Origin of the sequence: Streptococcus sp. NLAE-zl-C503 (assembly GCF_900104285.1) — a bacterium.
Lineage (GTDB): Bacteria > Bacillota > Bacilli > Lactobacillales > Streptococcaceae > Streptococcus.
On record NZ_FNJT01000003.1, the window covers coordinates 176,820 to 202,456 of the forward strand.

At 43.4% G+C, this 25,637-nt stretch carries 30 protein-coding genes and 2 pseudogenes; 18 read left to right on the forward strand and 14 right to left on the reverse strand.

Features of this window, described 5'->3' with window-relative positions; all coding sequences use genetic code 11:
- Positions 1-11: 11 nt before the first annotated feature.
- The 6 genes from queE to BLS46_RS07095 form a co-directional block, all read right to left on the reverse strand.
- Positions 12-728, reverse strand: coding sequence for a 7-carboxy-7-deazaguanine synthase QueE (queE, locus tag BLS46_RS07070; protein WP_093586580.1), 717 nt, complete (start codon positions 726-728; stop codon positions 12-14).
- The gene (queD, locus tag BLS46_RS07075; protein ID WP_000464575.1) at positions 721-1,164 is read right to left on the reverse strand and encodes a 6-carboxytetrahydropterin synthase QueD; all 444 of its coding nucleotides are present in this window, start codon (positions 1,162-1,164) and stop codon (positions 721-723) included. Before queD ends, queE begins: the two co-directional genes overlap by 8 nt.
- Positions 1,164-1,817, reverse strand: coding sequence for a 7-cyano-7-deazaguanine synthase QueC (gene queC / locus BLS46_RS07080; RefSeq protein WP_093586582.1), 654 nt, complete (start codon positions 1,815-1,817; stop codon positions 1,164-1,166). Before queC ends, queD begins: the two co-directional genes overlap by 1 nt.
- Positions 1,818-2,019: 202 nt before the next feature.
- On the reverse strand, positions 2,020-2,334 hold the full coding sequence (gene trxA, locus BLS46_RS07085) for a thioredoxin (RefSeq protein ID WP_093586584.1): 315 nt from the start codon (positions 2,332-2,334) through the stop codon (positions 2,020-2,022).
- Positions 2,335-2,349: 15 nt separating this feature from the next.
- The gene (locus BLS46_RS07090; protein ID WP_000570263.1) at positions 2,350-2,571 is read right to left on the reverse strand and encodes a DUF4649 family protein; all 222 of its coding nucleotides are present in this window, start codon (positions 2,569-2,571) and stop codon (positions 2,350-2,352) included.
- A gap of 96 nt (positions 2,572-2,667) precedes the next feature.
- Complete coding sequence (locus BLS46_RS07095; protein WP_093586586.1) at positions 2,668-3,048, reverse strand: MarR family winged helix-turn-helix transcriptional regulator; 381 nt, start codon at positions 3,046-3,048, stop codon at positions 2,668-2,670.
- Between the two features lie 196 nt (positions 3,049-3,244).
- Between BLS46_RS07095 and BLS46_RS07100 the strand changes: the two genes are divergently transcribed.
- Together BLS46_RS07100 and BLS46_RS07105 are read left to right on the forward strand one after the other, a co-directional pair.
- On the forward strand, positions 3,245-3,619 hold the full coding sequence (locus BLS46_RS07100; RefSeq protein WP_061452895.1) for a CidA/LrgA family protein: 375 nt from the start codon (positions 3,245-3,247) through the stop codon (positions 3,617-3,619).
- A complete protein-coding gene (locus tag BLS46_RS07105) occupies positions 3,616-4,311 on the forward strand; it encodes an LrgB family protein (RefSeq protein WP_093586588.1) in 696 nt (231 codons plus the stop codon). The genes BLS46_RS07100 and BLS46_RS07105 overlap by 4 nt, the downstream gene beginning before the upstream one ends.
- 31 nt (positions 4,312-4,342) lie before the next feature.
- Here the strand turns inward: BLS46_RS07105 and BLS46_RS07110 are convergent, their stop codons facing one another.
- Genes BLS46_RS07110 through BLS46_RS07120 form a run of 3 tightly spaced genes read right to left on the reverse strand, consistent with a single transcriptional unit; the run spans position 4,343 to position 6,158 of the window.
- Positions 4,343-5,077, reverse strand: a complete 735-nt coding sequence (locus tag BLS46_RS07110; protein WP_093586590.1) for a hypothetical protein — start codon at positions 5,075-5,077, stop codon at positions 4,343-4,345.
- 15 nt (positions 5,078-5,092) lie between these two features.
- Entirely contained in the window at positions 5,093-5,788 is a 696-nt protein-coding gene (locus BLS46_RS07115; RefSeq protein ID WP_084946298.1) for an ABC transporter ATP-binding protein, read from the reverse strand.
- A 4-nt stretch (positions 5,789-5,792) separates the two neighbouring features.
- Positions 5,793-6,158, reverse strand: a complete 366-nt coding sequence (locus tag BLS46_RS07120) for a GntR family transcriptional regulator (RefSeq protein WP_093586592.1) — start codon at positions 6,156-6,158, stop codon at positions 5,793-5,795.
- Positions 6,159-6,298: 140 nt separating this feature from the next.
- On the opposite strand from BLS46_RS07120, the gene nrdR reads away from it, so the two are divergent.
- From nrdR to BLS46_RS07195, 13 genes are all read left to right on the forward strand, one after another.
- Positions 6,299-6,772 (forward strand): transcriptional regulator NrdR, encoded by a 474-nt coding sequence (nrdR, locus tag BLS46_RS07125; RefSeq protein WP_001203676.1) that lies wholly within the window; start codon positions 6,299-6,301, stop codon positions 6,770-6,772.
- Positions 6,773-7,936 carry a DnaD domain protein gene (locus BLS46_RS07130; RefSeq protein WP_093586594.1) on the forward strand — a complete coding sequence of 388 codons (1,164 nt, stop codon included), beginning with the start codon at positions 6,773-6,775 and terminating at the stop codon, positions 7,934-7,936.
- Positions 7,937-8,833, forward strand: coding sequence for a primosomal protein DnaI (gene dnaI / locus BLS46_RS07135; RefSeq protein ID WP_000446484.1), 897 nt, complete (start codon positions 7,937-7,939; stop codon positions 8,831-8,833).
- Positions 8,830-9,543, forward strand: coding sequence for an NADPH-dependent oxidoreductase (locus tag BLS46_RS07140; RefSeq protein ID WP_093586596.1), 714 nt, complete (start codon positions 8,830-8,832; stop codon positions 9,541-9,543). The genes dnaI and BLS46_RS07140 overlap by 4 nt, the downstream gene beginning before the upstream one ends.
- 13 nt (positions 9,544-9,556) lie before the next feature.
- A complete protein-coding gene (gene der, locus BLS46_RS07145; RefSeq protein WP_093586598.1) occupies positions 9,557-10,867 on the forward strand; it encodes a ribosome biogenesis GTPase Der in 1,311 nt (436 codons plus the stop codon).
- A 434-nt stretch (positions 10,868-11,301) separates the two neighbouring features.
- A complete protein-coding gene (locus BLS46_RS07155; protein WP_093586600.1) occupies positions 11,302-11,592 on the forward strand; it encodes a hypothetical protein in 291 nt (96 codons plus the stop codon).
- Positions 11,593-11,752: 160 nt separating this feature from the next.
- Positions 11,753-14,266 carry a preprotein translocase subunit SecA gene (gene secA / locus BLS46_RS07160; RefSeq protein WP_093586601.1) on the forward strand — a complete coding sequence of 838 codons (2,514 nt, stop codon included), beginning with the start codon at positions 11,753-11,755 and terminating at the stop codon, positions 14,264-14,266.
- A gap of 79 nt (positions 14,267-14,345) precedes the next feature.
- Positions 14,346-15,377 carry a 3-deoxy-7-phosphoheptulonate synthase gene (locus BLS46_RS07165; RefSeq protein ID WP_093586603.1) on the forward strand — a complete coding sequence of 344 codons (1,032 nt, stop codon included), beginning with the start codon at positions 14,346-14,348 and terminating at the stop codon, positions 15,375-15,377.
- A 1-nt stretch (position 15,378) separates the two neighbouring features.
- Positions 15,379-16,410 (forward strand): 3-deoxy-7-phosphoheptulonate synthase, encoded by a 1,032-nt coding sequence (locus BLS46_RS07170; RefSeq protein WP_093586605.1) that lies wholly within the window; start codon positions 15,379-15,381, stop codon positions 16,408-16,410.
- Between the two features lie 44 nt (positions 16,411-16,454).
- On the forward strand, positions 16,455-16,817 hold the full coding sequence (acpS, locus tag BLS46_RS07175; protein WP_057489321.1) for a holo-ACP synthase: 363 nt from the start codon (positions 16,455-16,457) through the stop codon (positions 16,815-16,817).
- Complete coding sequence (gene alr / locus BLS46_RS07180) at positions 16,807-17,910, forward strand: alanine racemase (protein ID WP_093586607.1); 1,104 nt, start codon at positions 16,807-16,809, stop codon at positions 17,908-17,910. Before acpS ends, alr begins: the two co-directional genes overlap by 11 nt.
- A gap of 21 nt (positions 17,911-17,931) precedes the next feature.
- Complete coding sequence (recG, locus tag BLS46_RS07185; protein ID WP_093586609.1) at positions 17,932-19,947, forward strand: ATP-dependent DNA helicase RecG; 2,016 nt, start codon at positions 17,932-17,934, stop codon at positions 19,945-19,947.
- Positions 19,948-20,264: 317 nt separating this feature from the next.
- Positions 20,265-21,248, forward strand: a complete 984-nt coding sequence (locus tag BLS46_RS07195) for an acetylxylan esterase (RefSeq protein ID WP_093586613.1) — start codon at positions 20,265-20,267, stop codon at positions 21,246-21,248.
- Between the two features lie 59 nt (positions 21,249-21,307).
- Here the strand turns inward: BLS46_RS07195 and BLS46_RS10040 are convergent.
- The 5 genes and pseudogenes from BLS46_RS10040 to BLS46_RS07210 all read right to left on the reverse strand — a co-directional run.
- A pseudogene (locus BLS46_RS10040) lies at positions 21,308-21,457 on the reverse strand (IS30 family transposase); the annotation flags it as partial.
- Positions 21,421-21,660 (reverse strand): transposase, encoded by a 240-nt coding sequence (locus BLS46_RS10125; protein ID WP_093586615.1) that lies wholly within the window; start codon positions 21,658-21,660, stop codon positions 21,421-21,423. The pseudogene BLS46_RS10040 and the gene BLS46_RS10125, both read right to left, overlap by 37 nt.
- Before the next feature lie 54 nt (positions 21,661-21,714).
- Positions 21,715-21,879, reverse strand: coding sequence for a hypothetical protein (locus BLS46_RS10045; protein ID WP_257367119.1), 165 nt, complete (start codon positions 21,877-21,879; stop codon positions 21,715-21,717).
- A 62-nt stretch (positions 21,880-21,941) separates the two neighbouring features.
- A complete protein-coding gene (locus BLS46_RS10050; RefSeq protein WP_257367121.1) occupies positions 21,942-22,172 on the reverse strand; it encodes an IS110 family transposase in 231 nt (76 codons plus the stop codon).
- Entirely contained in the window at positions 22,159-22,479 is a 321-nt protein-coding gene (locus BLS46_RS07210; RefSeq protein WP_093586617.1) for an IS110 family transposase, read from the reverse strand. The genes BLS46_RS10050 and BLS46_RS07210 overlap by 14 nt, the downstream gene beginning before the upstream one ends.
- A gap of 231 nt (positions 22,480-22,710) precedes the next feature.
- On the opposite strand from BLS46_RS07210, the pseudogene BLS46_RS07215 reads away from it, so the two are divergent.
- The 3 genes and pseudogenes from BLS46_RS07215 to nadE form a co-directional block, all read left to right on the forward strand.
- Positions 22,711-23,112: pseudogene (locus BLS46_RS07215) on the forward strand (DUF6773 family protein); the annotation flags it as partial.
- A 119-nt stretch (positions 23,113-23,231) separates the two neighbouring features.
- On the forward strand, positions 23,232-24,692 hold the full coding sequence (locus tag BLS46_RS07220; protein ID WP_093586619.1) for a nicotinate phosphoribosyltransferase: 1,461 nt from the start codon (positions 23,232-23,234) through the stop codon (positions 24,690-24,692).
- The gene (gene nadE, locus BLS46_RS07225; RefSeq protein WP_093586621.1) at positions 24,689-25,513 is read left to right on the forward strand and encodes an ammonia-dependent NAD(+) synthetase; all 825 of its coding nucleotides are present in this window, start codon (positions 24,689-24,691) and stop codon (positions 25,511-25,513) included. Before BLS46_RS07220 ends, nadE begins: the two co-directional genes overlap by 4 nt.
- The last annotated feature ends 124 nt before the right edge of the window (positions 25,514-25,637 follow it).

The window sequence follows — 25,637 nt, forward strand, 5'->3', positions numbered from 1 at the left end:
TCTTTCTAATCTTAAACACCACGTTGGTTATCGTAGAGGAGAGTATGCAGTTGAGGGAGGACGCGGACATTGCCCCAGCTATCATCAGCGGCGACGCGTTCCCAGAGTTCTTTGAGTCGGTCTAGTTGGTCTTGGACAATATTACCTGTAGCCTTGGGATCAGGATTTCCAGCTGATAAGAAAAGAACATCGGGTTGGTAGCGTTCTTGAATGCCTTTGGCAAAGGCCAAATCGGCATCGTCAAAGACAGGAATTTTAAAGGTGACTTTGTCGGGATCCAGTTGGGAAACGATGAAGTCCAAGGTCTCGAAGTTGACCTCCATCTTGGAGGAAGGAGGTTTGGGGCTCAGAGTGACTTGGTCGATATCTTTTAACCAATTTTGCCAGCGGGAGCCTTGAGTCTCAACAGCCAGAGTGACTCCACGTTCTTTGAGCTTGGTGACCAGTTGAGCCATGTTGGCTGCTAGGATAGCAGGATTTCCGCCAGACAAGGTAACGTAGTCGTAGCTTCCCAATCTATCTAAGGTAGCAATGACTTCATCAGCCGTCATACGAGTTGGTTTTTCAGAACCATCCCAAGTAAAGGCAGAGTCGCACCAGTCGCAGTGGTAGTCGCAACCTGCAGTACGGACAAACATAGTTTTCTGCCCGATAGCACGACCTTCACCTTGAAAGGTTGGGCCGAAAATTTCCAGAACAGGTAGTTTGAGGACACGTTCCCTAGTCATCTAACCACTCCCGTCTAAACTCCGCAAAGGCAGTCGGAGTCTCATAGAGGCGAACGTATTCCAAACGGAGACCGCGTTCGTCTGGCAACTCTTGACTCATGGTTTGGAAAATCCAGTAAACCATATTTTCAGCAGTTGTGTTCATATAGGGCAGGGTTTCATTGAGATAGCGATGATCCAAGTGGGGTTCTAAGTAGTTCTTGTAGATAGCTTTGATGTCTCCAAAGTCATAGGTCATGCCCCGTTCATCTAAAAATCCACTGACAGCAATCTGCAGATGGTAGGTGTGGCCGTGCAGGGATTTGCATTTTCCCTCATAGTGAAAGAGGTGGTGGGCAGCATCGAAAGTAAACTCTTTTGAGACCAAGGTTCTGTGAGGATTGTAGACAAGAGACTCCCCAGTTTCCTGCTTGATTTCTTTGGGTGCAAAAAACATTAGGCCTCTCCTTTCTGTGAGAGATAAACATCTAAACCATGTTGACGTAGGTGGCAGGCTGGACAATCACCGCAGCCACTTCCGATAATCCCACTGTAGCAGGTCAAGGTTTTTTCACGAACGTAGTCAAAGGCACCGAGTTGGTCGGCTAATTCCCAAGTTTCAGCCTTGTCTAGCCACATGAGAGGTGTTTGGATAACAAAGTCATAATCCATGGCAAGGTTGAGGGTAACATTAAGGGATTTGACAAAGACATCCCGGCAGTCAGGGTAGCCAGAAAAATCTGTCTCGCAGACACCTGTCACGATATCTTTAATGCCCAGTTGCTTGGCAAGAACTGCCGCAAAGGATAGAAAGAGGTGGTTGCGACCGTCAACAAAGGTATTGGGCACCTCTCCCTCTTTTTGCTCGATTTCCATATCAGAGGTCAAGGCATTTTCAGTGATTTGTCCCAGCAGAGACATATCTAGGATGTGATGACGAATGCCTTGTTCCTTAGCGATTTCTCTAGCAACTTGAATTTCGAGATGATGGCGTTGGCCGTAGGCAAAGGTGACGGCTTCGACCGTTTCATAGTGTTCTTTAGCCCAAAAGAGGCAGGTTGTGGAATCTTGGCCACCACTAAAGACGACCAAGGCTGATTGACGTTTCATAGTACTCCTTCTAAAATGGGAAATGTTCAGAGCACGCAAAAAGCTCCCTTGAGGGGAGCTAAAAAATACCAAGTAGAGGTTTTTTTTAGCGATGGCATGTCCCAAACATCGTAATATTCTACATACAGTCTAGCATATTTTTTGAAAAATGGCAAAGGGCAAGAAAAAAGAGACCAAATGAAGCACTTGGTCTCTAGTGTGATTAGCTCAATTCAGCAACGATGGCCTTGATTTGTTCTGCAGTATGAACACCTGCAACTTGTTTCACCACTTGGCCGTCTTTTTTGAAGAGAAGAGTTGGGATAGACATGATTCCAAAATCACGAGCTGTGTTTGGATTTTCATCAACGTCCATTTTAACGATTTTCAAGACATCTTCTGAAAGTTCTTCAGACAATTTGTCTAAGATTGGACCTTGCATACGACATGGACCACACCAAGTTGCCCAGAAGTCTACCAAGACCAAACCGTCTTTTGTTTCTTGTTCAAATGTTGCATCTGTAATTGCTTTTGCCATTGTATTTCTCCTTTTTTAGTTATATTGGCTTAAATCTTGTTTCATGAGATAGAAGAAGACATCTCCATAAGTCCCATGGTAGTCCAAATCATGACCATTGTAGGTTAATTTTTGGACAGTATAGTAATCAGCAACGCCGATGAGGCAGGCATGTTGAGAACGTTCAAAGTCTTGGTAAGACTCGAAAGTCATGGTTCTCTCTTGCTTACTGGCGTCTAGATAAGTAATTTCGATCATATAAAACTCCTTTGTTCGATCTTGACTTTATTTTACTCCTTGAAAAGAGGAATGTCAAGAAAAATGATTGCGCACGCAACTTTTTAGAAAATCTGATTATGAAATGAAATCAAGACTCATCTCCAGTCTTTCTTCGACAGCCTTTTGCAGGTAAGCTAGAGTTGTCTGTCCCTCGTCAGTCAGGCAGATAAAGCTAGCCCGTCTATCCTGATCGCAACACCGGCGACTAAGCAAACCACAGTTTTTCTCTTCCAAGCGAGCCACCATTCGAGAAACAGCGCTCGGACTGAGATGGAGTTTATCTGGCAGGTCAATCTGTCGTAAAGATTTTTCATCGGCTAGGTCCAGATAGTAGAGTAGGTAAAACTCTTTCAAGGTCAACCTTTGTTCGCTCTGCTGGGCAATAGTTTCTTCCAACAAGGATTCCATTTCCTTTTGACGGCGGTTGTAGTCAAACCACTTTTCCAAATAGCTCATTGCTTTCTCCTTTCTTTTCAAAGTAAAAATCACAAAGTCATTACTGATTATCTTTGTAACACAAGATGATTGCGCATGCAATGATTATACTACTTTTAACTAATCCTTGCAAGAAAGAAAAATTTCGGTATTTCCTTGAAATTTCCTGAAAAAAGAGTAAACTGGTATGCAAGAATTCTATTTCAAGGAGTTTGAGATGAAGTTATATGTTCAATTAATGATTCTCTTTGTGATTTCTCTAATCGGTGAGGGAATCTCCAGTTTCTTTCATCTGCCTATCCCAGGCAGTATTATCGGTTTGATTATTCTTTTTCTAGCCCTGCAGTTCAAATGGCTGAGAACCAGGCATGTTAACATGGTCGGGAATTTCTTGCTGGCTAATATGACCATTCTCTTTTTGCCGCCAGCAGTGGGTATCATGGAAAAGTTTGATGTGATTGCCCCCTATCTCTTGCCCATCGTCTTAATTGTCTTTTTTGCAGCTGTCATCAACATTATCCTCATCGCCCTAGTGGTTCAGTTCATCAAGAGACGATTTGAGGGAGATTATGAGAAAGGAGAAGCCAAATGAGTGAATTTGTATCGAATCCTCTGTTTGGGATTGCATTATCTATACTAGCTTATCTAGTAGGAATGTTGATTTATAGGCGTTTCCCCCATCCATTGACAACGCCTTTGCTTTTGTCGGCAATTTTCATTATCATCCTTCTTAAGGTGACGGGTATTTCTTACCAAGATTACTACCAAGGTGGGGTTTATCTGAATAACTTAATAGTCCCATCGACCGTAGCTCTAGGGATTCCGCTTTATAAAAGTTTTCATCTGATGAAGCACCATGCTCGGAGTATTCTCTTTGGTAGTCTGCTAGCAGTAGTTGTCAATACTAGCTTCACTGCCATAGTGGCCAAAATCTTTGGCATGGACTTTTTCCTAGCCATTTCTCTCTTTCCCAAGTCAGTGACAACCGCCATGGCAGTGGGAATCACAGAAAAATTGCAAGGTTTGACGACTGTAACCTTGGTCGTCGTAGTGGCGACTGGGATTTTAACCAGTGTTATCGGACCAACCCTTTTGAAGTGGTTGAAAATTGACGATCCAGTAGCTGTTGGGCTCTCCCTTGGAGGAACAGGGCATGCTGTCGGAACGGGAACGGCTTTCCGGTACGGCTCTGTAGCAGGCGCCATGGGTGGCTTGGCGATCGGTGTCACCGGTATTCTCTATGTTTTTGTTAGTCCCATTGTAGCCAGTTTGATATTGAGTTAAAGAAAAACCCAGCTTTCTAGCTGGGCATTTTTTATTGCAAGTTAACCTTATTTTTCAAGATATAGTAGGTTCCGAGGTAGTAGATAATTGCTAGAATGAAATCTTTGAGGATATCAACGCTAATTAGGAGGTTAAAATCATAATCCATTCGGAAGAAGATAGAAATATAGCCAATCACGATGTTAAGCACGATATAGGCTAAAATTCCCATAGCGGTACGATATTCGTTAAATAGTTGACCAATTGAGATACAAAGGTAAATAGATAAAATCCAAGTAATTGAACCCACCAGAAGAGAGAGGGCATAGAGCCAACCGTAACCGAGATAAGGAGAGATAAATCGATAGAGGAGTGGCAAATCTTTCACTACAGGGGTGAGTGAGAAGATAATAATGATACTCAAGATAAATACAATATAGCTTATGATTGACCAAATGAGAGCACCTAGTAATTTGGCGGTGATGATCTGGTGTTCAGAGACGGGCAGAGTCAATGTCAGATAGCCCTGACGATCGTAGACACTTCCCTTGAAGCGTCGAATGATTAAAAAGATTGTTGCAATCCAAAGAGTAACGCTGAGCCCACCAAAAACTAAGATCAGAAAGCCTAACAGATAGTAGGGATTATTACCATAGCTGGTGTAGGTCTGACTAATACCAGAAATAGATGCACCAATCAAAACCGAAATTGCAAGCACAGCACCGTAGAGAGCTAGATACCATTTGTTAACATTTTTAAATTCATAACGAACTAAATTCCAAAACATAATAATCTCCTTTAACTAAGCTTTAAACTCCTGGCGGAAGAGCTGGTCAATCGACTCACCTGACTCGTAACGAATATCATCTACATTTCCTTGACGGACGACTTTTCCGTTATTGAGGAAGATGATTTCATCCAAGATCGGTTCGATATCTGAAATCAAGTGGGTAGAAATCAAGACAGTTGAAGTTGGTGAGTAGTTGTTGATGATGGTGTTCAAGATATAGTCACGGGCAGCCGGGTCCACACCACCAATCGGTTCGTCGAGCACGTAGAGACGAGCTTCACGGCTCATAACCAGGATTAATTGAACCTTTTCCTTGTTTCCTTTTGACAATTTCTTGAGGCGACTGTTTTCATCAATGCCAAGATCTGCTAAAAGGTGCTGAGCCCGCTCAAGATTGAAATCTTGGTAGAAAGTTTTAAAGTAGGTCAGTGCTTCCTTGATTTTCATCTGTTCATTCAGATAAGTCGTGTCTGGTAGATAAGAGACAATGGCCTTGGTAGCAGGACTTGGGTCCATGTTGTTAATGAGGACACGACCTTGGTCTGGTTGGAGAAGTCCGTTGATCAGCTTGATCAAGGTTGTTTTTCCAGATCCGTTTGGGCCGAGAAGCCCGACGATTTTTCCAGCGGGAATCTCAAGGGAAACATTGTTAAGGGCTGCTGTAGCCCCATAGGATTTGGATACATTTTCAAATGCTAGTAATGTCATAATTTTACACTCCTTTGATGTATTCGCTAAGCACACTTGGCAGTTCTTCTTTTTGATATCCAAATTGAAGCATGCCCGTTACAAAGTTTTTCAGTTGCTCCTCAGAAAGCTGTTTGCGGGACTGAACGATGAGATTTAAGTCCTCAGTGACAAAACGGCCAGTTGTTCGCTTGCTATAAACGAAGCCCTCGCGCTCAAGATCAGACAAGGCACGCTGAATTGTATTGGGATTGACCCCAGCCTCGCTCGCTAGTTCCCTTACGGTTGGGAGCTGTTGGTTGGGTTCTAGTTCATGGGAAACAATCTGTAATTTGATTTTTTCCATAATCTGCAAATAAATGGGTTTTGTATTATCAAATGACCAGGACATCATAGTCTCCTTTCTTTTTCTTTGTTGTTCTAATTAAATAATACAATAAAACAAAAAACTTGTCAAGTAAAAATAAGAATTGTTTTGGGAATTGCTCAAAAAATGGTATAATGAAAAGAAAACGACAAGGAGGGAAATGCATGCGTTGTCCAAAATGTGGGGCTACCAAGTCTAGTGTTGTTGATAGTCGACAAGCCGAAGAAGGAAATACTATCCGTCGAAGACGTGAGTGCGATGAGTGTCAGCATCGTTTTACAACCTATGAACGAGTAGAAGAAAGAACACTGGTTGTCGTCAAAAAAGACGGTACGCGAGAGCAGTTTTCGAGAGATAAAATCTTTAATGGGATTATTCGCTCAGCCCAGAAACGCCCTGTTTCAAGTGATGAAATCGGCATGGTGGTCAATCGTATCGAGCAAAAACTCCGTAGTCGCAGTGAGAATGAGATCCAAAGTGAATATATTGGGTCTTTAGTCATGGAAGAATTGGCGGAGCTGGATGAGATTACCTATGTTCGTTTTGCCAGCGTTTACCGTAGTTTTAAGGATGTGAGTGAGTTGGAGAGTCTGCTCCAGCAGATCACCCAGTCCTCTAAAAAGAAAAAGGAAAAATAGATGAAGCCAAATGACCGTTTTTCTTTTCTAAAGAATAATCGGGTGTCGCAAGATACCTCTTCTCTGGTGCAGTGCTACCTCCCGATTATCGGTCAGGAGGCACTGAGCCTCTATCTATATGCCATTACCTTTTGGGATGGTGGGCAAAAGGAACACCTTTTTGCTAACATTCTTAATCATTTGAATTTCGGGATGAATACGCTCCTCCAGTCTTTTAAAATCTTATTTGCTGTGGATCTGTTGACTCTTTATCAGAAGGGGGAAGTCTATGAATTGCAGCTACATCCTCCCCTACCTATTCAGGATTTTTTAAGTCATTCTGTCTATAGCAGACTATTGGAGAAAAAGATAGGGGATACAGCTGTTTCTGCTATGAAGCAGGTTCCAAGTGAGGGAGAAGCACTCTCGGTTTCTTTGAGTCAAGTCTTTCCAACCCTGACTGAAGAAGTGACACCAACCGAGTCTAAAATCAAGATGAAAAATGATTTTGACTTGGAACATTTTCAGCGCCTGATGGCTCGAGATGGTTTGCGTTTTGAAAATGAGCAGGCAGATGTTTTGGAATTGTTTGCCATTGCAGATGAAAAAAAATGGACCTGGTTTGAAACCTATCAATTAGCCAAGGCGACAGCGGTGGCTCAGGTTATTTCAGTCAAACGCATGCGTGAAAAGATAGCACAAAAACCAGTGTCTTCTGACTTTAGCCCCAAAGAAAGGGCCATTATCAGGGAAGCAAAGAGTAAAACTCCCCGAGATTTTTTACAAGTTCTCAAACAAGAGCGCAAAGGGCACATCACCCAGAGTGAAAGGGAGCTCCTTCACCAGATAGAGTCTTTAGGCTTGTTGGACGAAGTCATCAATATCGTCTTGCTTTTAACCTTTAACAAGGTTGATTCGGCCAATGTCAATGAAAAATATGCCATGAAAGTTGCCAACGACTATGCCTATCGCAAAATTCGGACAGCAGAGGAAGCTGTGCTTCGGATTCGAGAGCGTCAGCAAAAAGGCCAGGAAGTCCAGAAATCGAAAACTAGCTCGACTAAGACAAATGTTCCCAAGTGGAGTAATCCAGAATACAAAAATCAAACCAGTGAGGAAACTCGTCTGGAACTAGAACGCAAAAAACAAGAAATGTTAGCTCGATTAGAAGAAGGAGGAGACTAGATGGAAAGTGTGGGTGACGTTATCAAACGTCAGACAAGTCGTTTTCAGTATCAGGACCTAGTCCAGCAGATCATGAAGGACCCAGATGTAGCGGCTTTTATCCAGAAAGAATCCCTCAGCCCAGAGGAGTTGAATCGTAGCATCTCCAAGTTCAACCAATATATCACAGAACGGGATAAGTTTCTTCGTGGGGATGCGGACTATATAGCGCGTGGCTACAAGCCTATCTTGGTCATGAATCACGGCTATGCAGATGTATCTTATGAAGAAACACCAGAGCTAATCGCGGCTGAAAAAGAGGCGGCAATTAAGAATCGTCTCAAGTTGATCAATCTACCAGCAAGTCTCAAGAAAGCGAAATTGGCTCAGATTGACCTAGATGATCTAGGTCGTTTGCCGATTTTTGAGAGACTCTATGCCTTTGTCGATCTTTACCCAAGCATCCGAAAAGGTCTCTATCTTTACGGAGATTTTGGTGTCGGTAAGAGTTTCATGATGGCGGCCCTTGCCCATGACCTATCTGAAAAACGTGGGGCATCAACGACTATTCTCCACTATCCAAGTTTTGTGATTGATGTGAAAAATGCTATCGGTGAAGGATCTGTGAAGACTTTGGTGGATGACATCAAGTTAGCAGAGGTCTTAGTATTGGATGATATTGGTGCAGAGCAGTCGACCCCTTGGGTACGTGATGAGATTCTCCAAGTCATTCTTCAGTACCGCATGCAGGAAGATTTGCCGACCTTCTTTACTTCCAACTTTAATTTCCAAGATTTGGAAAAACATTTTGCCAAAGGAAAGAATGGAAATGACGAGACTTGGGAAGCTAGACGGGTTATGGAGCGAATCCGTTATTTAGCAGAGGAAACGAGACTAGAAGGAGAAAATCGCCGATGACAGAAACCATTAAACTGATGAAAGCTCATACTTCAGTTCGTCGCTTTAAGGAGCAAGAGATTCCTCAAGCAGACTTGGACGAGATTTTGACTGCTGGACAAATGGCGTCATCTTGGAAAAATTTCCAATCCTACTCTGTGATTCTTGTACGCAGTCAAGAGAAGAAAGATGCTCTTTATGAATTGGTTCCGCAGGAAGCCATTCGCCAGTCAGCAGCTTTCCTACTTTTTGTAGGTGACTTGAATCGAGCTGAAAAGGGAGCAAGCCTTCATACGGACACTTTCCAACCTCAAGGGGTAGAAGGTCTCCTTATCACGTCTGTAGACGCGGCGCTTGCTGGGCAAAATACCTTGCTTGCAGCTGAAAGTCTGGGATATAGTGGTGTTATTATCGGTTTGGTCCGTTACAAGTCAGAAGAAGTGGCAGAGCTTTTTAACTTGCCTGACTATACCTATCCCGTTTTTGGGATTGCACTCGGTGTGCCAAATCAACAACATGATGTCAAACCAAGACTGCCTTTGAACCAAGTAGTTTTTGAAGAAGAATACCAAGAACAGCCAGTTGAAGCGATTTTGGACTATGACCAAGTACAGGCAGACTATGCTGGTGCGCGTGCGACGACCTCTTGGAGTCAGCGTTTGGCAGAGCAGTTTGGTCAAGCCGAACCTAGTTCAACTCGGAAGAATCTAGAACAGAAAAAGTTATTGTAGAAAGTGAGAAAACATGGCCTTACCAACTGTTGCCATTGTAGGACGTCCCAATGTTGGGAAATCAACCCTATTTAACCGAATCGCTGGTGAGCGAATCTCAATCGTAGAAGATGTCGAGGGTGTGACACGTGACCGTATCTATGCAACGGGTGAGTGGCTCAACCGTTCTTTCAGTATGATTGATACTGGAGGGATTGACGACGTCGATGCTCCCTTCATGGAGCAAATCAAACACCAGGCAGAAATTGCCATGGAAGAAGCAGATGTTATCGTTTTTGTGGTGTCTGGCAAAGAAGGAATTACGGATGCGGACGAGTACGTGGCTCGCAAACTCTATAAAACCCATAAACCTGTTATCCTTGCCGTTAACAAGGTTGACAACCCTGAGATGCGAAATGATATTTTTGATTTCTATGCGCTAGGATTGGGCGAACCATTGCCAATTTCGTCTGTCCACGGTATCGGGACAGGGGATGTGCTGGATGCCATCGTGGAAAATCTACCACATGAAGTCGAAGAAGAAAATCCTAACGTGATCAAATTTAGCTTGATTGGCCGTCCTAATGTTGGAAAATCAAGCTTGATCAACGCTATTTTGGGAGAAGACCGCGTGATTGCTAGTCCAGTAGCTGGAACGACGCGTGACGCCATTGATACTCATTTTACGGATGCGGATGGACAAGAGTTTACCATGATTGATACAGCTGGTATGCGTAAGTCTGGTAAAGTCTATGAAAATACAGAAAAATATTCTGTCATGCGTGCCATGCGTGCCATTGACCGTTCTGACGTGGTCTTGATGGTCCTCAATGCCGAGGAAGGTATTCGTGAGTACGACAAGCGTATCGCAGGTTTTGCCCACGAAGCAGGTAAAGGGATGATTATCGTGGTCAATAAGTGGGATACCCTTGAGAAAGACAACCACACCATGAAGAAATGGGAAGAAGATATTCGTGAGCAGTTCCAATATCTGCCTTATGCACCGATTGTCTTTGTATCAGCTCTTACCAAGCAACGTCTCCACAAACTACCTGAGATGATCAAGCAAATCAGTGAAAGCCAAAACACGCGTATCCCATCAGCTGTCTTGAACGATGTCATTATGGATGCCATTGCTATCAATCCAACACCGACAGACAAAGGGAAACGCCTCAAAATCTTCTACGCGACCCAAGTGGCAACCAAGCCACCAACCTTTGTCATCTTTGTCAATGAAGAAGAGCTCATGCACTTCTCTTACCTGCGTTTCTTGGAAAATCAAATCCGCAAGGCCTTTGTCTTTGAGGGAACACCGATTCACTTGATTGCGAGAAAGCGGAAATAAACAAGCAAGATCTGGGAAGACATTTCCAGATCTTTTTGATAGAATGAAGTCAAAGAAAACGTTATCAAAAAGAGGTGTGTAATGGAGAAATTTTTTATATTATTGCTTTTATCACCCTACTTTTATTTTTTTATTGGATTGAGAAGGCGGACAAAAATAGAAAATAATTTGCGTTTTTCTATTATTTTTACTGGATTTATCTTTCCCTTTTTGCTGTAATTAGTCTAGCTTTTACCGTTTTTTCATTCTTAATTTTCAATATTGTCTTGAAAAATCCTGCTGATCTAACAAGGTGGGGGATATGGTTCCTTTTAGTTTTTTTGTCTCTTGTGAATGACTGGAAAATATATGCCTGTCTAAAGAGAATGGTCAAGCTGAAACAAGAGAACAAAACGAGGACATCCATCAATAGCTAAAGTTTAGAGGAGGTTCCGATGTTCAAAATAAAGCAGTTCATTCATCAATACTACAAAACCTACATTCTTACGATTTGCTTGTTATGGATGCTGGTCTTTTGTCTTCCATGGGATTTGCAAATAGGAGGAGTTTCGATTTATTTCTTCATCATGAAAAAACTCTTTGTCTTCTTTGGTGTATTGGCAATCTTTTTCTCAGTACTGACTAAAAAGATGAGTCTCTTCCTCTTTGGAGTGCTATTTTGCATGGCCTTCTGGATCAATTTTTTCCTGATTTTTGGAATTTTGCCAGCTCTGCTTGGCAATTAACTATTTGTGTGAAATGTAGTCCATAAAAAGCCAAGAGACTGACCTAGAAGTTAGCCTCGTTTCCCTGTTGAAACGCGGATTCTTTCTTGAAAAATAATAGTAAATATGCTAAAATTAAAAGAACATTCTAAAATATTCAGAATCTAAAGTAAGGAAAATAATGGCTAATATTTTAAAAACGATTATCGAAAATGATAAAGGAGAACTTCGTCGTCTGGAAAAGATGGCAGACAAGGTTCTCAAATATGAAGATCAGATGGCAACCTTGACGGATGACCAGCTAAAAGCAAAAACAGATGAATTTAAGGAACGTTACAATAAGGGTGAATCGCTGGATTCATTGCTCTATGAGGCTTTTGCAGTAGTACGTGAAGCAGCAAAACGTGTCCTTGGACTGTTTCCTTATAAGGTTCAGGTCATGGGTGGGATTGTCCTCCACCATGGAGATGTGCCAGAAATGCGTACAGGTGAAGGAAAAACCTTGACAGCGACCATGCCTGTATACCTCAACGCTCTAGCAGGTGAAGGGGTTCACGTAGTAACGGTCAACGAGTATCTAACCGAACGTGATGCGACTGAGATGGGTGAATTGTATTCATGGCTAGGTTTGTCAGTAGGGATTAATTTGGCTGCTAAGTCACCAATGGAGAAGAAAGAAGCCTATCTCTGTGATATTACCTATTCGACTAACTCAGAGATTGGTTTTGACTACCTTCGTGACAACATGGTTGTTCGGGCAGAGAATATGGTACAGCGTCCGCTCAACTATGCTTTGGTCGATGAGGTTGACTCGATCTTGATTGATGAGGCTCGTACTCCTTTGATCGTTTCAGGAGCCAATGCTGTGGAAACTAGTCAGCTGTATCATATGGCGGATCACTTTGTCAAATCTTTGGACAAAGATGACTATATCATCGACATTCAGTCTAAGACTATTGGTTTGTCTGATTCAGGGATTGATAAGGCTGAAAGCTACTTCAAACTGGAAAATCTCTACGATATTGAAAATGTGGCTCTTACTCACTTTATCGACAATGCCCTCCGTGCCAACTATATCATGATTCTCGATATTGACTATGTGGTCAGTGAAGAGCAAGAAATCCTGATCGTCGATCAATTTACAGGTCGTACCATGGAAGGTCGCCGTTACTCTGATGGCTTGCACCAGGCGATTGAAGCCAAGGAAGGTGTGCCAATCCAAGACGAAACTAAGACTTCAGCTTCTATCACCTACCAAAACCTCTTCCGTATGTATAAGAAATTGGCAGGTATGACAGGTACTGGTAAAACAGAAGAAGAAGAATTCCGCGAAATCTACAACATTCGCGTCATCCCAATCCCAACCAACCGACCAATCCAGCGTATTGACCATTCAGACCTTCTCTATGCTAGCCTTGATGCAAAATTCAAGGCCGTGGTTGAAGATGTGAAGGCACGTTATCAAAAGGGTCAGCCAGTCTTGGTAGGTACAGTTGCCGTTGAAACAAGTGATTTCCTTTCTAAGAAATTGGTAGCAGCAGGTGTTCCTCACGAGGTCTTGAATGCGAAGAACCACTACAGAGAAGCGCAAATCATCATGAACGCTGGTCAACGTGGTGCGGTTACCATCGCAACCAACATGGCCGGTCGTGGTACCGACATTAAACTTGGTGAAGGGGTTCGTGAGCTTGGTGGACTTTGTGTTATCGGTACAGAGCGTCACGAAAGTCGCCGTATTGATAATCAGCTTCGTGGACGTTCAGGACGTCAAGGAGATCCAGGTGAGTCACAATTCTACTTGTCTCTTGAAGATGACTTGATGAAACGTTTCGGTTCTGAACGTTTGAAAGGTGTCTTTGAACGTCTCAACATGTCTGACGAAGCCATTGAATCCCGTATGTTAACGCGTCAAGTGGAAGCAGCTCAAAAACGCGTTGAGGGGAATAACTACGATACACGTAAACAGGTCCTTCAATACGATGATGTCATGCGTGAACAACGTGAGATCATCTATGCACAACGTTATGATGTCATCACTGCCGACCGTGACTTGGCACCTGAGATCCATGCTATGATCCGTCGTACCATTGGACGAATCGTAGATGCACACGCTCGTTCGAAAGAAGATGAAAAACTAGAAGCAATCTTGAACTTTGCTAAGTATAACTTGCTTCCAGAAGATTCAATCAGCCGTTCAGATCTTGCAGGTCTGTCAGATCAAGCCATCAAAGATGAACTTTATCAACGTGCATTGAAGGTTTATGATAGCCAAGTTGCTAAACTTCGTGATGAAGATGTAGTGAAAGAATTCCAAAAAGTCTTGATTCTACGTGTTGTAGACAACAAGTGGACGGACCATATCGATGCTCTTGACCAGTTGCGAAATGCTGTTGGTCTTCGTGGATATGCCCAAAACAACCCTGTTGTAGAATATCAAGCAGAAGGTTTCCGCATGTTTAACGACATGATTGGTTCGATTGAATTCGATGTGACCCGCTTGATGATGAAGGCACAAATCCATGAACAAGAACGTCCACAGACTGAACACAATATCAGTACAACTGCGACTCGTAATATCGCAGCGCAGCAGACTCATCTTCCAGCAGATGTGGACTTGAGCCAAATCGGACGAAATGACCAATGCCCATGTGGATCTGGTAAGAAATTCAAGAACTGTCATGGTAAGAGACAATAATATGAGATAAGATACAGGCGGATACCTGGTGAAAATACATTTTTGCTTGGTGTCCGTTTGCTTTATAAGGAGATGAATCATGGTATTTACAGCTAAAAGTCCTAAAATTAACATTGAAGAAGTTCGCGCCTTGTCTAAATTAGAGGGAGCGGCTCTTGCAAGAAAAAACCAACGTGATCAGGAATTGGAAGCCATCATCCGTGGGGAAGACCAGCGTATTCTCTTGGTGATTGGACCATGTTCATCTGATAACGAAGAGGCGGTTCTCGAGTATGCTAAGCGCTTGTCTGCTTTGCAAGAAGAGGTCAAAGACCGTATTTTTATGGTCATGCGTGTCTATACAGCTAAACCTCGTACCAATGGAGATGGCTATAAGGGCTTGATTCATCAACCAAATGCGACAGAAGCTCCTAGCTTGATCAATGGGATCAAGGCTGTTCGTCAGCTACACTACCGTGTGATTACCGAGACAGGCATGACAACAGCTGATGAGATGCTTTATCCTGAAAATCTTCCGCTGGTGGATGATTTGATTTCTTATATGGCTGTTGGAGCTCGTTCTGTAGAGGATCAACAGCACCGTTTTGTAGCGAGTGGAGCAGATTTCTCAACAGGATTTAAAAATCCAACATCTGGAAATCTCAATGTTATGTTTAACGGGATTTACGCAGCGCAAAATAAACAGAGTTTCCTTTTCCTCGGTAAAGAGGTGGAAACAACAGGGAATCCTTTGTCCCACGCCATTCTTCGCGGAGCCTTGAATGAATATGGTAAGAATATTCCTAACTACTACTATGACAATTTGATAGATACCATTGCCCAGTATGAAAAGATGGGCTTGGAAAATCCCTTTATTATCATCGATACCAATCATGACAATTCGGGCAAGCAGTACATGGAACAAATCCGTATCGTTCGTCAGACCTTGATTAACCGTGACTGGAATGAGAAGATCAAGAAATATGTTCGTGGTTTTATGATTGAGTCCTATCTAGAAGATGGACGTCAAAATGAGCCAGAAGTTTTTGGGAAGTCCATTACAGATCCGTGTCTCGGATGGGACAACACAGAAGCACTTGTTCGCGAAATTTACCAAACGCTAGGAGAGTAAGATGGCATTTATCGAAAAAGGTCAAGAAATAGATATTGAAGCAATCAAGGCTGCGACCCAGTTGTCACCTGAAGCCTTGCGAAAGAAAGAAGCCCGTGATCGAGAGTTGGCAGCCATTATCTCAGGTGAGGACGACCGAATTCTTTTGGTGATGGGGCCTTGCTCTTCTGACAATGAAGAGGCTGTGTTGGAATATGCTCGTCGTTTAGCAGACTTGCAGAAAAAAGTTGCGGATAAAATCTTTATTGTGATGCGTGTCTATACGGCTAAACCTCGTACTAATGGAGATGGCTATAAAGGCATGATTCATCAACCAAATACCAGCGAAGCGCCTAGTCTCATCAATGGTTTGCAGGCTGTTCGTCAGCTCCACTACCGTGTGATTACCGAAACGGGCTTGACGACGGCTGATGAGATGCTCTATCCGTCAAATCTCGCTTTGGTTGATGACCTGGTCAGCTACCATGCTGTAGGGGCTCGTTCAGTGGAAGACCAGGAACACCGCTTTGTAGCCTCTGGGATTGATGCTCCAGTTGGAATGAAAAATCCAACATCTGGGAACCTTGGGGTCATGTTTAATGCCATCTATGCGGCTCAAAACAAGCAAACCTTCCTTTACCATGGCCAAGAAGTAGAAACTTCAGGAAATCCTTTGGCCCACGTTATCCTTCGTGGCGCCATGAACGAATATGGTAAAAATGAACCCAACTTCTACTATGAAACCCTCTTAAATGCCATCAATCGCTATGAGACTATGGGACTTGAAAATCCCTTCATTATCATCGATACCAATCATGACAATTCTGGCAAGCAGTATATGGAACAAATTCGCATTGTTCGTCAAGCCTTGCTAAATCGTGATTGGAATGAAAAGATTAAAAAGACGGTTCGAGGCTTTATGATCGAATCTTACCTAGCAGACGGTCGCCAAAATCAACCAGAGGTTTTTGGTTGCTCCATAACTGACCCTTGTCTAGGTTGGGAGAATACAGTAGCCTTGGTAAAAGAAATTTATACTACCTTAACAAAATAAGTGAAAAGGATGGAGTTGGGGGAATCTCAACTCCTTTTATGAGTATGATAGTTGGACACGGAATTGACATCGAAGAATTGGCTTCGATAGAAAACGCAGTTACACGACGTGAGGGCTTTGCCAAGCGCGTGCTGACCCCTAAAGAAATGGAGCGTTTTGCCAGTCTCAAAGGGCGCAGACAGATTGAATACTTGGCAGGCCGCTGGTCGGCTAAGGAGGCCTTTTCCAAGGCTATGGGAACAGGAATTGGCAAACTGACCTTTCAGGATTTGGAAGTTTTGAATAATGAACGCGGGGCACCTTATTTTAGTCAGTCCCCATTTTCAGGAAAAATTTGGCTATCTATCAGCCATACAGATCAGTTTGTGACAGCCAGTGTCATTTTGGAGGAAAATCATGAAAGCTAGTCCACATAGACCAACCAAGGCTCTGATTCATCTGGGAGCCATTCGACAAAATATTCAACAAATGGGGGCTCATATCCCTGAAGGAACGCTCAAGTGGGCAGTGGTCAAGGCCAATGCTTATGGTCATGGAGCTGTTGCCGTTGCCAAGGCGATTCAAGATGATGTCGACGGTTTTTGTGTTTCCAATATCGATGAAGCTATCGAGTTGCGTCAAGCAGGTATAAATAAGAAAATCCTCATCTTAGGAGTTTCTGAGCTAGAAGCTGTTGCTTTAGCTAAAGAATACGACATCACCTTGACAGTGGCTGGACTGGAATGGATTCAAGCACTGTTAGACAAGGAAGCAGATTTAGCTGGCTTGACTGTCCACCTCAAGATTGACTCAGGAATGGGACGAATTGGTTTCCGAGATGCCAGTGAGGCTGAGCAGGCTCAAGATTTGCTCCAACAATATGGCGCTCGCGTTGAAGGAATCTTTACTCACTTTGCGACTGCAGATGAAGCATCAGATACTTACTTTAATGCCCAGTTGGAACGATTTAAAACCATTCTGTCAAGTATGAAGGAAGTGCCAGAGCTGATCCATGCCAGCAATTCTGCCACGACTCTTTGGCATGCAGAGACTATTTTCAATGCAGTCCGTATGGGAGACGCCATGTATGGCTTGAATCCCAGCGGAGAGGTCTTGGACTTGCCTTATGACCTGACACCAGCCTTGACCTTGGAGTCTGCTCTGGTCCATGTCAAGACGGTTCCAGCTGGAGCTTGCATGGGCTATGGGGCGACCTATCAGGCGGATAGCGAGCAAGTCATTGCGACGGTATCAATCGGCTATGCGGATGGTTGGACACGAGACATGCAGAATTTCTTCGTCTTGGTAGATGGCCAAGCTTGCCCAATTGTCGGACGGGTTTCTATGGATCAAATCACCATTCGTTTGCCTAAGGTTTATCCTTTGGGAACAAAAGTCACCCTGATCGGCACCAACGGTGACAAGGGAATCACAGCTACTCAGGTAGCGACCTACCGTGGGACTATTAACTATGAGGTGGTTTGCCTCCTCAGTGATCGTATTCCGAGAGAGTATTATTAAAACAAAGAAAGGAGGGGGAGCATGAATCTACATCAACCCTTGCATGTCTTGCCTGGTGTGGGGCCAAAGTCAGCAGAGAAGTACGCCAAACTAGGAATTGAAAACTTGCAAGATCTCTTGCTCTACTTTCCTTTCCGCTATGAAGACTTCAAGACCAAGCAAGTATTGGAACTAGAAGACGGGGAGAAGGCAGTCCTATCTGGTCAAGTCGTGACTCCTGCCAGTGTCCAGTATTATGGTTTTAAGCGCAATCGTCTGCGCTTTAGCCTCAAGCAGGGAGAAGTCGTTTTTGCGGTGAATTTCTTTAACCAACCCTATCTAGCTGATAAGATAGAGTTGGGAGCAACCCTTGCCGTTTTTGGGAAATGGGATCGTGCCAAGGCTAGTCTGACTGGGATGAAGGTTCTAGCTCAGGTGGAAGATGACCTCCAGCCTGTCTATCGTCTGGCTCAGGGAATCAGTCAGTCAGGGCTGGTCAAGGTCATTAAGACAGCCTTTGATCAGGGGTTGGACCTCTTGATAGAGGAAAATCTTCCCCAGTCTTTGCTGGACAAATACAAACTCATGTCCCGTTGTCAGGCCGTTCGTGCCATGCATTTTCCTAAGGATCTAGCAGAATACAAGCAGGCACTTCGTCGGATCAAGTTTGAGGAACTCTTTTACTTCCAAATGCAGTTGCAGACGCTCAAGTCTGAAAATAGAGTTCAGGGAAGCGGTCTGATTCTGAATTGGTCTAAGGAAAAGGTGACAGCTGCTAAAGAAAATCTGCCTTTTGCCCTGACCCCAGCTCAAGAAAAGAGTTTGCAGGAAATTTTGGCCGACATGAAGTCCGACCACCACATGAATCGTCTCCTGCAAGGAGATGTAGGGAGCGGGAAAACGGTAGTCGCTGGCTTGGCCATGTTTGCTGCAGTGACGGCTGGCTACCAAGCGGCCCTCATGGTACCGACCGAAATCCTAGCTGAGCAACACTTTGAAAGTCTACAGAGTCTCTTTCCAGACTTGAAACTCGCTCTCTTGACAGGTTCCCTAAAAGCTGCAGAAAAAAGAGAAGTCTTGGAGACTATTGTCAAGGGTGAGGCCGACTTTATTATCGGGACTCATGCTCTGATTCAGGACGGGGTGGATTATGCTCGCCTTGGTTTGATTATCATCGATGAGCAGCACCGTTTTGGCGTAGGGCAAAGACGTATTTTACGGGAAAAAGGGGACAATCCTGACGTTCTCATGATGACGGCGACGCCCATTCCACGAACCTTGGCTATCACAGCCTTTGGCGATATGGATGTTTCCATTATTGATCAGATGCCAGCAGGTCGGAAGCCTATTGTGACGCGCTGGATTAAGCATGAGCAGCTGCCTCAGGTCTTGACTTGGTTAGAGGGAGAAATTCAAAAAGGTTCGCAAGCCTACGTCATCTCTCCCTTGATTGAAGAATCTGAAGCTCTGGATCTGAAAAATGCCATTGCCTTATCTGAGGAGTTGACAGCTCATTTTGCAGGAAAGGCAGAGGTTGCTCTGCTACATGGTAAGATGAAGAGTGACGAAAAAGACCAGATCATGCAGGATTTTAAAGAGAGAAAAACGGATATTCTGGTTTCGACGACGGTTATCGAGGTTGGGGTCAATGTTCCCAATGCGACCGTCATGATTATCATGGATGCCGATCGGTTCGGTCTCAGCCAGCTTCACCAGCTCAGAGGTCGTGTCGGTCGGGGGGACAAGCAGTCCTATGCTGTTCTCGTTGCTAATCCCAAGACCGAGTCAGGGAAAAACCGTATGCGCATCATGACAGAAACCACCAATGGATTTGTCCTTGCGGAGGAGGATTTGAAAATGCGTGGTTCTGGTGAGATTTTTGGAACCAGACAGTCAGGACTTCCAGAGTTTCAAGTGGCGGATATTATCGAAGATTTTCCGATTTTAGAAGAAGCCAGAAAGGTTGCCAGCTACATTAGTTCTATAGAAGGTTGGCGAGAGGATCCGGAATGGCGCATGATTGCCCTTCATTTGGAGAAGAGAGAACATCTGGATTAAGCCTTTTCTAAGAAATTTATAAGCTAGCTTTTAGGTTTGGGTCTTATAATAGAGTCATCAAAAAGAAACGAGGACTCTCACATGACTATTAAAGTAACCTACCAAAAGAAATTCCAAACCGTCAAACTAGAGAAAGAAGCTAGCACCTATTGATAGATAAAGAGCGGAAACGCTCTTTTTATTTTTAAAACTACTTTCAGATGATAGATTTGAAGTTAGAGAATCTAAAATCACTTTCTATTTGCCATTCTTTCTTGCATTGCTTTCCTAGATATGCTAGAGTTATGATAGCGATTACAAAATAAAAGGAGCATGCTATGAAACATCCAGCTTTGTTAGAAGAAATCAAGACCTATCTAGGAAGGGATGAGGTTCCAGAAGACTTTGATGCTTTCTGGGATGAGGAATTAAAAAAAGTTTCCACTCTTCCAGCCTACCAGTTGGAGGAAAGAGATTTCCACATTCCACAAGTCAAGTGCTATGAGCTAACATTTGAGGGAACTAATGAAGGAAAAGTCTATGCACGCATCGTCCTTCCAAAGACTGAGGAGAAAGTTCCGCTAATCTTCCATTTCCATGGTTATATGGGACGTGGTTGGGACTGGGTTGACATGTTGGCTTATACTGTGGCTGGTTACGGTGTAGTTTCCATGGATGTGCGGGGGCAGTCGGGCTATTCGCAAGACGGCTTGCGCTCTCCACTAGGAAATACAGTTAAGGGACATATTATTCGTGGTGCTGTTGAAGGTCGGAATCAGCTCTTTTATAAGGATGTCTATCTAGATATTTACCAGTTGATCGAAATTGTTGCTAGTCTGCCTCAGGTGGATGAGAAGCGACTTTCTAGCTATGGTGCCTCACAAGGAGGAGCTTTAGCTCTGGTTGCATCAGCGCTCAATCCTCGGATTCAGCGAACAGTTGCCATCTATCCTTTCTTGTCAGACTTTAGACGAGTGCTTGAGATTGGCAATACCAGTGAAGCCTATGACGAACTTTTCCGTTACTTCAAGTTTCACGATCCCTTCCATGAAACTGAGGAGGAAGTCATGGCGACCCTTGCCTATATCGATGTGAAAAATCTTGCCCATCGCATTCAAGGTGAGGTCAAGATGATCACGGGCTTGGATGACGATGTTTGCTATCCTATTACCCAGTTCGCGATTTACAACCGTTTGACTTGTGACAAGGCCTATCGTATCATGCCTGAGTATGCCCACGAAGCCATGAATGTCTTTGTCAATGACCAAGTATATAACTGGCTTTGTGGTAGTGAGATTCCTTTCTCCTATGTAAAAAAATAAGTTTAAGAGAGCCTTGGGCTCCCTTTTTGTTTGATAAATTGTAAGAATAAGTGCAACATTTACTCTAACTCATCCACTAGAGCCTCATAAGCAGTTCTGTAAGCTAAACATTTTCGCGGTCTGTGATTGATATCATATAAGGCCTTGTTCAAAGTCTCATCAGAGATAGTGGCTATATCTGTTTTCTTTGGGAAATTCGATTGTAACAAGAAGAAAAAGCTGGATCCTTAGAATGTGCTGCGATCAATCCCGACGTGGTCAAAGCCTGTTTGATATATCGATTTCCTTGCGTGATGTGTGAGGATTTTTTAATGCCAGCACTTTCATAAGACCCTGGGCAGAGTCCAGTCCATGATGCTAAGTGTGCATCGGATGGAAAGGCTGTAACAGTTGGTCCAATCTCAGCTAAAATAGTTCAGCACAGTTTTCGTTCACACCAGGAATAGTTTGAAGCATCCTATTTTCCTCAGGGGGACTCCTTTTCGATGTAGTGTTGAATCTTATCGGCCAAGTTTTCAATGAGTTCCTGATACATCCGACATTCCTCTAAGCTTTGCTCTAAGAGGAAGCGGTCTTCTAGTGACAACTTTCCTTTCATCGCTTCAACGAGTTCTTCTGGACTTGCTTTCACTCGTTTATGGATACAAGGAGTAACAGATTCTACATCAACTGTTTCTCTGTCAATGAATAATTTTAAAAGTGCTTGCCCCGTCTTAGAAAAATATCAGAAAGATAACTGGTTAGCTTGATATTGACCTGTTGTAAGAGATTGTGAATTTCATTTTTGACTTGAGTTTGACATTGTTTATAAGAACGTAGTCTACGAGTGAGTAAACGTAACTGCATCACTTCAGAGCTAGGAATGTAAGATGGCTCAATCAGTCCACAACGTCCGAGTTGAGCAATCCATTCAGCGTCCTTCACATCTGTCTGTCTTACGACCGGGTACATTCTTGATATGTTGAGGATTGGCAAGTACTAATACTAGATTAGAATCTGAAAAGATATTAAAAAGAGGGAGCCAATATTGCTCAGTACTTTCAAAAAAGACATGTGTGACATGATTTTCTACCACCCAATCTAAGGCATTGTGAAGAGCTACAGTAGTTGTCTCAAATTTCTTCTGAATTTTCTTTGGCTTATTGCTATCTAGTGGACCATCTAGAATACAATAAACAATGGATGTTGGGTGAACATCAATGCCACAACATGTTTCAATCATGACTTCCATTATAAAAACCTCCTGTTAACTATTTGAACAATAGAACAAGAGGTTAATTGTAATTTTATTTTCACGTTCAAGACATATTCGAGTTATCTCATGACTCTTGTTCATCCAGTTTTATGTACAGGCTAGGAAAAGCCCTATTAAAGACCACGGATTTGCATTGTTCAGCTTAATTATAAGCTAAACTTCTTTTTCTGTCATGAGTTAGCAGGCTCTGCCTGCTTAGAGTTTCATGTGTTTATCGGGCTCATTCTACTAAATTATTTGGTGGCAGTATTAGCACCTGCTCTTTTTAATTCTGATATTCTTCTGCTTACCCTTTTGTTAGGAATTTTATTCTTTTTTAATCGTGCACGACATCTTGGAGTGACCTACTATAGTCGTTTTCATTTTACGATTTTGGGATGCTTAGTAGTGACTCTTGCAATTACAGCCATCTTGATGCTCCAGAATTATCAATTCAATATTGAAATTTATCAGCACAATCCTCTGAACGTTAAATACTTGTCTGCTTGGGTCATTACTTATCTGATTTACCTTCCATGGGTTTTTATCGGCAATCTCGGCCTTAAAAGTTATGGCGAATGGGCTCAAAAAAAGTTTGAGCAAGATATGGATGAACTGGAGAATAGAGAAAAGCTTGTTAGCTTTTTATCAATCTCGGTAAAATGTGTTATAATAGTACTAATTTATCGGATGGTGTGAAAGTGGTAGAATACGTTCATGCCTTTGTAAAGAAGGAAGAAGGAAAACAGATGTATCCAGATGATAGTTTGACATTGCACACGGACTTGTACCAAATCAACATGATGCAAGTTTACTTTGACCAAGGGATTCACAATAAGAAGGCGGTTTTTGAAGTTTATTTCCGCCAGCAACCTTTTCAGAACGGCTATGCAGTTTTTGCTGGTTTGGAAAGAATTGTACATTATCTTAAAGACTTGCGCTTTTCTGATAGCGATATTGCCTACTTGGAATCGCTTGGCTATCATGGGGCGTTCTTAGACTACCTCCGCAATCTCAAGTTGGAGTTGACGGTTCGTTCTGCCCAGGAAGGGGACTTGGTTTTTGCTAATGAACCGATTGTACAGGTAGAAGGCCCTCTAGCCCAATGTCAATTGGTCGAAACTGCTCTCTTAAACATCGTTAACTTTCAAACCTTGATAGCGACCAAGGCAGCACGTATTCGTTCGGTTATCGAAGATGAACCCCTGATGGAGTTCGGGACACGTCGTGCGCAAGAAATGGATGCAGCCATCTGGGGAACACGCGCAGCCGTGATTGGTGGTGCCAATGGAACTAGCAACGTGCGAGCAGGGAAGCTCTTTGGTATTCCAGTATTGGGGACTCATGCCCATGCCTTGGTACAAGTTTATGGAAACGACTATGAAGCCTTCAAGGCTTATGCGGCGACCCATCGTGACTGTGTCTTTCTAGTAGATACTTATGACACGTTGCGAATCGGTGTGCCAGCTGCCATTCAGGTGGCGCGTGAGCTGGGTGATCAGATTAACTTTATGGGTGTGCGTATCGACTCTGGGGACATTGCCTACATTTCCAAGAAAGTCCGTCAGCAACTGGACGAGGCTGGATTTACAGAGGCTAAGATTTATGCTTCCAATGACCTTGATGAAAATACTATCCTCAATCTCAAGATGCAAAAGGCCAAGATTGATGTCTGGGGTGTGGGAACCAAGCTGATTACAGCCTATGATCAGCCTGCTCTTGGGGCAGTTTATAAGATTGTGGCTATTGAAGATGAGAATGGTCAGATGCGCAATACCATCAAATTGTCCAATAATGCTGAAAAAGTATCTACGCCAGGTAAGAAGCAGGTATGGCGTATTACCAGTCGTGAAAAAGGCAAGTCAGAAGGTGACTACATCACTTATGATGGTGTTGACGTTGCCAGCATGACTGAAATCAAGATGTTCCATCCAACTTATACCTATATCAAAAAGACCGTTCGTAATTTTGATGCCGTTCCTCTCTTGGTGGATATCTTCAAAGAAGGGAAATTGGTTTACAATTTGCCCAGTTTGACTGAGATTCAGGCCTATGCTCGCAAGGAATTTGACAAGCTTTGGGATGAGTATAAACGGGTTCTCAATCCGCAACATTACCCAGTGGACTTGGCGCGTGATATTTGGCAGGACAAAATGGACTTGATTGATAAGATGCGTAAGGAAGCTCTTGGTGAGGGAGAAGAAGAATGAGTTTGCAAGAGACTATTATCCAGCAACTAGGGGTCAAACCAGTGATTGACGCCCAGGAGGAAATTCGTCGTTCCATTGACTACTTAAAAAAATACCTGAAAAAACATCCATTTCTTAAGAGCTTTGTGTTGGGAATTTCTGGAGGACAGGACTCGACTTTAGCGGGACGTTTGGCGCAATTAGCGATGGAAGAAATGCGAGCAGAGACAGGAGATGACAGCTACCAATTTATCGCTGTCCGCCTGCCATACGGAGTGCAGGCTGATGAAGCAGATGCTCAAAAAGCCCTCGCTTTCATCCAACCAGATGTCAGTCTAGTTGTAAATATCAAGGAATCAGCTGATGCTATGACAGTTGCAGTCGAAGCGACAGGAAGTCCTGTTTCAGACTTTAACAAGGGCAATATTAAAGCTCGTAGTCGTATGATTGCCCAATATGCCCTTGCGGGTGCCCATAGCGGAGCGGTCATTGGAACAGACCATGCTGCGGAAAATATCACAGGATTCTTTACTAAGTTTGGTGATGGTGGTGCAGACATTCTCCCTCTTTACCGCCTCAATAAACGCCAAGGAAAACAACTATTGAGGGAACTTGGTGCAGACCCAGCACTTTATGAAAAAATCCCAACAGCAGACCTAGAAGAAGAAAAACCAGGTATTGCAGACGAAGTAGCCTTGGGAGTCACTTACAATGAAATTGATGATTACCTCGAAGGCAAACAAGTCAGCCCAGAAGCTCAAGCAACTATCGAAAACTGGTGGCATAAAGGCCAACACAAACGCCACCTGCCAATTACTGTCTTTGATGACTTTTGGGAGTGAAAACCTCCAGTGGAGGTTTTCAGCCCGAGTCTAGAAACGGGGAAACGAGGAACCTCCAGTGGAGGTTTTTACCCTGAGCCTAGAAATGAGAAAGTTAAGAAGATCCGGGGGACCTTTTTAGCTT

Bases quoted from the DNA above. Each gene is read 5' to 3' on its own strand.
- queE (WP_093586580.1), bottom strand. From the start codon at position 728: ATGACTAGGGAACGTGTCCTCAAACTACCTGTTCTGGAAATTTTCGGC.
- queD (WP_000464575.1), bottom strand. From the start codon at position 1,164: ATGTTTTTTGCACCCAAAGAAATCAAGCAGGAAACTGGGGAGTCTCTT.
- queC (WP_093586582.1), bottom strand. From the start codon at position 1,817: ATGAAACGTCAATCAGCCTTGGTCGTCTTTAGTGGTGGCCAAGATTCC.
- trxA (WP_093586584.1), bottom strand. From the start codon at position 2,334: ATGGCAAAAGCAATTACAGATGCAACATTTGAACAAGAAACAAAAGAC.
- BLS46_RS07090 (WP_000570263.1), bottom strand. From the start codon at position 2,571: ATGATCGAAATTACTTATCTAGACGCCAGTAAGCAAGAGAGAACCATG.
- BLS46_RS07095 (WP_093586586.1), bottom strand. From the start codon at position 3,048: ATGAGCTATTTGGAAAAGTGGTTTGACTACAACCGCCGTCAAAAGGAA.
- BLS46_RS07100 (WP_061452895.1), top strand. From the start codon at position 3,245: ATGAAGTTATATGTTCAATTAATGATTCTCTTTGTGATTTCTCTAATC.
- BLS46_RS07105 (WP_093586588.1), top strand. From the start codon at position 3,616: ATGAGTGAATTTGTATCGAATCCTCTGTTTGGGATTGCATTATCTATA.
- BLS46_RS07110 (WP_093586590.1), bottom strand. From the start codon at position 5,077: ATGTTTTGGAATTTAGTTCGTTATGAATTTAAAAATGTTAACAAATGG.
- BLS46_RS07115 (WP_084946298.1), bottom strand. From the start codon at position 5,788: ATGACATTACTAGCATTTGAAAATGTATCCAAATCCTATGGGGCTACA.
- BLS46_RS07120 (WP_093586592.1), bottom strand. From the start codon at position 6,158: ATGTCCTGGTCATTTGATAATACAAAACCCATTTATTTGCAGATTATG.
- nrdR (WP_001203676.1), top strand. From the start codon at position 6,299: ATGCGTTGTCCAAAATGTGGGGCTACCAAGTCTAGTGTTGTTGATAGT.
- BLS46_RS07130 (WP_093586594.1), top strand. From the start codon at position 6,773: ATGAAGCCAAATGACCGTTTTTCTTTTCTAAAGAATAATCGGGTGTCG.
- dnaI (WP_000446484.1), top strand. From the start codon at position 7,937: ATGGAAAGTGTGGGTGACGTTATCAAACGTCAGACAAGTCGTTTTCAG.
- BLS46_RS07140 (WP_093586596.1), top strand. From the start codon at position 8,830: ATGACAGAAACCATTAAACTGATGAAAGCTCATACTTCAGTTCGTCGC.
- der (WP_093586598.1), top strand. From the start codon at position 9,557: ATGGCCTTACCAACTGTTGCCATTGTAGGACGTCCCAATGTTGGGAAA.
- BLS46_RS07155 (WP_093586600.1), top strand. From the start codon at position 11,302: ATGTTCAAAATAAAGCAGTTCATTCATCAATACTACAAAACCTACATT.
- secA (WP_093586601.1), top strand. From the start codon at position 11,753: ATGGCTAATATTTTAAAAACGATTATCGAAAATGATAAAGGAGAACTT.
- BLS46_RS07165 (WP_093586603.1), top strand. From the start codon at position 14,346: ATGGTATTTACAGCTAAAAGTCCTAAAATTAACATTGAAGAAGTTCGC.
- BLS46_RS07170 (WP_093586605.1), top strand. From the start codon at position 15,379: ATGGCATTTATCGAAAAAGGTCAAGAAATAGATATTGAAGCAATCAAG.
- acpS (WP_057489321.1), top strand. From the start codon at position 16,455: ATGATAGTTGGACACGGAATTGACATCGAAGAATTGGCTTCGATAGAA.
- alr (WP_093586607.1), top strand. From the start codon at position 16,807: ATGAAAGCTAGTCCACATAGACCAACCAAGGCTCTGATTCATCTGGGA.
- recG (WP_093586609.1), top strand. From the start codon at position 17,932: ATGAATCTACATCAACCCTTGCATGTCTTGCCTGGTGTGGGGCCAAAG.
- BLS46_RS07195 (WP_093586613.1), top strand. From the start codon at position 20,265: ATGAAACATCCAGCTTTGTTAGAAGAAATCAAGACCTATCTAGGAAGG.
- BLS46_RS07210 (WP_093586617.1), bottom strand. From the start codon at position 22,479: ATGGAAGTCATGATTGAAACATGTTGTGGCATTGATGTTCACCCAACA.
- BLS46_RS07220 (WP_093586619.1), top strand. From the start codon at position 23,232: ATGTATCCAGATGATAGTTTGACATTGCACACGGACTTGTACCAAATC.
- nadE (WP_093586621.1), top strand. From the start codon at position 24,689: ATGAGTTTGCAAGAGACTATTATCCAGCAACTAGGGGTCAAACCAGTG.